Below are 3,576 nucleotides of genomic sequence, written 5' to 3'. Positions count from 1 at the left end.
TCATAAAGGGCCATTTACTGGCGAAGGTCATAAAGGTCTATATGAAATTCTCACCACATCTTGGCACGCTCAGTTAGCAATTAACTTAGCAATGTTAGGTTCGGTCAGCATCATCGTGGCACAACACATGTATGCAATGCCGCCGTATCCCTACCTTGCTACCGATTATGCGACTCAGCTATCGCTCTTTACCCACCACATGTGGATTGGCGGTTTCTGTATCGTTGGCGGTGCGGCTCACGCCAGTATTTTCATGGTGCGGGACTACGATCCTGCTATGAACCAGAACAATCTACTCGATCGGATGTTGCGTCACCGCGATGCAGTTATTTCCCATCTGAACTGGGTCTGTTTGTTCCTTGGTTTCCATAGCTTCGGTCTGTACGTCCACAACGACACCATGCAAGCGTTGGGTCGTCCTCAAGATATGTTCTCCGATAAGGCAATTCAGTTGCAACCTGTATTTGCTCAGTGGATTCAAGGTCTGCACACTGCTGCTGCCGGGAACACTGCGCCAAACGCGCTGCAAACTGCAAGTCTAGCTTTCGGTGGCGATACCCTTGCTGTCGGTGGCAAAGTGGCAATGATGCCGATTGTATTGGGTACGGCGGACTTTATGGTTCACCACATCCATGCTTTCACCATTCATGTCACCGTCCTCATTCTCCTTAAAGGTGTCTTGTTTGCTCGTAGCTCGCGGTTAATCCCCGATAAAGCTAGTCTGGGCTTCCGATTCCCTTGTGACGGCCCCGGTCGGGGTGGTACCTGCCAAGTTTCTGGTTGGGATCACGTCTTCCTCGGTCTGTTCTGGATGTACAACGCCATCTCGGTTGTGATCTTCCACTTTAGTTGGAAAATGCAGTCGGATGTCTGGGGTACAGTTGCTCCCGATGGTACCGTGTCTCACGTTACTGGTGGTAACTTTGCAGCTAGTGCGATCAATATCAACGGTTGGTTGCGTGACTTCTTATGGGCACAAGCTTCTCAAGTCATCAACTCCTACGGTACAGCTCTGTCTGCCTACGGTTTGATCTTCTTGGGCGCGCACTTCATCTGGGCGTTTAGCTTGATGTTCCTCTTCAGCGGTCGCGGTTACTGGCAAGAATTGATCGAGTCGATCGTCTGGGCACACAACAAGCTCAACGTCGGCCCTGCAATTCAGCCTCGCGCTCTGAGCATTATTCAGGGTCGGGCAGTCGGTGTGGCTCACTATCTCCTCGGAGGTATTGCGACCACCTGGGCATTCTTCTTGGCACGAGCGATCTCGATCGGCTGATGAAACAATGTTTTTTATCGGTGGCAAGCGATCGGAATTTCGATTCTGACACATGTCACCGATCGAGTCTGGATTTCCAGGTTCGGTACCATCATTAAATTTGATGCTAATTAATGCCACACGAGGTGGTTGCACTTAGCATCGTCCAACTGCAACTACCTCGTCTGTCAGCGAGGAAATCTGATAAGAAAACTATGGCAACTAAATTCCCTAAATTTAGCCAAGACCTCGCTCAAGATCCGACTACCCGTCGGCTCTGGTACGGGATTGCCACGGCACATGACTTTGAAAGCCACGATGGCATGACTGAGGAAAATCTTTACCAAAAGATTTTCGCAACTCACTTCGGTCATCTGGGCATCATCTTCCTCTGGGCATCTGGCAACCAGTTCCACGTAGCTTGGCAAGGCAACTTTGAGCAGTGGATTAAAGATCCGCTCAATGTCAGTCCGATCGCTCACGCAATTTGGGATCCGCACTTTGGTCAACCTGCTGTTGATGCTTTCACCCAAGGCGGCGCATCCAATCCAGTAAACATTGCTTATTCTGGCGTTTACCAATGGTGGTACACGATCGGGATGACAACGAACCAAGACTTGTACATGGGGTCGATCTTCTTACTCCTCCTAGCTTCAGTCATGTTGTTCGCTGGTTGGTTGCACCTACAACCTAAATTCCGTCCCAGCTTGTCTTGGTTCAAGAATGCTGAGTCTCGCCTCAACCACCATTTATCTGGTTTGTTTGGTGTGAGTTCTCTGGCTTGGACTGGTCACTTAGTCCACGTTGCCATCCCCGAATCTCGCGGTCAGCACGTTGGTTGGGACAATTTCACCAGTACACTACCTCACCCAGCAGGGTTACAACCCTTCTTCACAGGTAACTGGGGCGTATATGCCGAAAATCCTGATACCGCTCAACAGATCTTTGGGACTTCCCAAGGTTCTGGTACGGCAATCTTGACTTTCTTAGGTGGTTTCCATCCCCAGACTCAATCCTTGTGGTTGACTGATATGGCGCATCACCATCTAGCGATCGCGGTGATTTTCATCGTGGCTGGGCACATGTACCGGACTAACTTTGGGATCGGTCACAGCATTAAGGATATCCTCAATGCTCACAAACCACCCGGAGGCAGACTCGGTGACGGTCATAAAGGTCTTTATGATACGATCAACAACTCCCTTCACTTTCAACTCGGGTTGGCATTGGCTTCGCTCGGTGTGATCACCTCCCTGGTGGCTCAACACATGTACTCCATGCCGCCTTATGCGTTCTTGGCACAGGACTTTACCACCCAAGCTTCGCTATACACCCACCACCAGTACATTGCTGGATTCCTGATGGTTGGTGCCTTCGCTCACGGTGCGATCTTCTGGGTTCGTGACTACGATCCAGAGCAAAACCGGAACAACGTGCTTTCGCGGATGCTAGAGCACAAAGAGGCAATTATTTCCCACTTGAGCTGGGTGTCTCTATTCTTAGGCTTCCATACCCTCGGCCTCTACGTGCATAATGACGTTGTAGTTGCCTTTGGTACACCTGAGAAGCAAATCTTGATCGAACCCGTGTTCGCACAATTCGTTCAAAGCTCTCACGGTAAACTACTTTACGGTTTTGATACCTTACTTTCAAACGCAGATAGTTTAGCTTCTACCAGCAGTGCAGTTTATCTGCCCGGTTGGTTGGATGCCATCAACTCCGGTACGAACTCCTTGTTCTTAACCATCGGCCCTGGTGACTTCTTAGTCCACCATGCGATCGCACTCGGACTCCACACCACCACCTTGATTCTTGTCAAAGGTGCGCTGGACGCCCGTGGTTCCAAATTAATGCCCGACAAGAAAGACTTCGGCTACGCCTTCCCTTGTGATGGCCCCGGTCGTGGTGGTACTTGTGACATCTCCGGTTGGGATTCGTTCTACCTGGCAATGTTCTGGATGTTAAACACCCTCGGTTGGGTAACATTCTACTGGCACTGGAAACACTTAGGTATTTGGCAAGGTAACGTCGCTCAATTCAATGAGTCTTCGACTTATTTAATGGGTTGGTTACGCGATTACCTCTGGCAGAACTCCTCACAGTTAATTAACGGTTACAACCCTTACGGGATGAACAACCTGTCTGTATGGGCATGGATGTTCCTCTTCGGACACCTAGTTTGGGCGACTGGCTTTATGTTCTTAATTAGCTGGCGTGGTTACTGGCAAGAGTTGATCGAAACTGTTGTCTGGGCACACGAGCGGACTCCACTTGCGAACCTAGTTCGTTGGAAAGACAAGCCTGTTGCAATGTCGATCGTT

Annotated in this window: 2 protein-coding genes; both read left to right on the top strand. The window is 49.9% G+C overall.

Going from position 1 to position 3,576, the window contains the following annotated elements:
• Window positions 1-1,276 (top strand): photosystem I core protein PsaA (psaA, locus tag RMO52_RS21775; protein WP_310418498.1); only part of this gene is annotated, 1,276 nt, incomplete at its 5' end.
• A 194-nt stretch (window positions 1,277-1,470) separates the two neighbouring features.
• On the top strand, window positions 1,471-3,576 hold a 2,106-nt coding region (gene psaB, locus RMO52_RS21770; protein ID WP_310418495.1), incomplete at its 3' end, for a photosystem I core protein PsaB.

The organism is Chamaesiphon sp. OTE_8_metabat_110, from assembly GCF_031382685.1.
GTDB lineage: Bacteria > Cyanobacteriota > Cyanobacteriia > Cyanobacteriales > Chamaesiphonaceae > Chamaesiphon.
This window is presented reverse-complemented; position numbering and strand designations above follow the sequence as displayed.